We start from the raw sequence: 912 nt of genomic DNA, 5'->3' as shown, positions 1-912 counted from the left end.
ATTTGAAGATGCTTTTAGATAGTGCTCGTGAAACAGTGACCGTTACAGCGATGGTGTTTGCTATTTTGCTGGGTGCTACGGCTTTTTCAATGACATTCAGCTATACCGGCGGTGAAGAGATATTAGAGCACTGGTTAACGAATTTGCCTGGCGAGAAATGGGGTTTTCTTATTCTCACGATGCTTGTCATTTTGATACTAGGATTCTTTATTGATTTCGTCGAAATCTCTTTCATTATTGTTCCGGTGCTGGCACCGATCGCTGAATTGCTAGGAATCAGTATGCTGTGGTTTGCGATTCTCATTGCTATGAATTTGCAGACGAGTTTCTTAACACCCCCTTTCGGTTTTAGTTTGTTTTATTTGAAAGGGGTCGCACCGTCTAGCATTAGAACGAGCGACATATATCAAGGTGTGATGCCTTTCATTTGCCTACAAATATTGGTCGTTCTAGCTATCTTATTCTTTCCAGGATTTTTCGGTTTGCTCTAAAGTAGAACAGTTAGCGTGACGCTAACTGTTCAGATTTGCAGTGAAGATAATGTTCTTCGAATACAGAACCAATTAATAAAGAATCTTTATATTGCGCTGCGACGCTAGCGCCTGACAGCTGAGCGCCATCGCTCATATATAGCAAATTGATTTCACCGCTTACGGTATCGATTTCGTGTGCGATAGAAGGTGAGTGATTGCTGTGCTCAAAGGTATGCATTAAAAAGTAAAGCGCGCTTTGGTGAGAAGCAACTAGAAGCTTACCGGTATCTGACCATTCTAAATTGTCGACGATAACTTCAAGGTCATAGCGTTGAGTCGCTTTCCAACTTTCATCAGTATCTTTTGAATATTGGGTGATTTGAAGCCCGGTCGATTCCGCGACATATATTTTTCCATCTTCATCGATCGTAATGCCATT

At 41.4% G+C, this 912-nt stretch carries 2 protein-coding genes; one reads left to right on the top strand and one right to left on the bottom strand.

All coding sequences use genetic code 11. The features are described 5' to 3' along the window. Positions 1-491 (top strand): TRAP transporter large permease subunit (locus A3739_RS23450; RefSeq protein WP_156502790.1); only part of this gene is annotated, 491 nt, incomplete at its 5' end. Positions 492-501: 10 nt separating this feature from the next. Here A3739_RS23450 and A3739_RS30310 read toward each other — a convergent pair. After that, positions 502-912, bottom strand: a 411-nt coding sequence (locus A3739_RS30310) for a hypothetical protein (protein WP_197472521.1), incomplete at its 5' end; no start/stop codon positions are given.

The sequence above is a fragment of the Oleiphilus sp. HI0067 genome, from assembly GCF_001635735.1.
The sequence above is the reverse complement of the archived record's forward strand: the minus strand, read 5'-3'. Positions and strand labels throughout refer to the sequence as shown.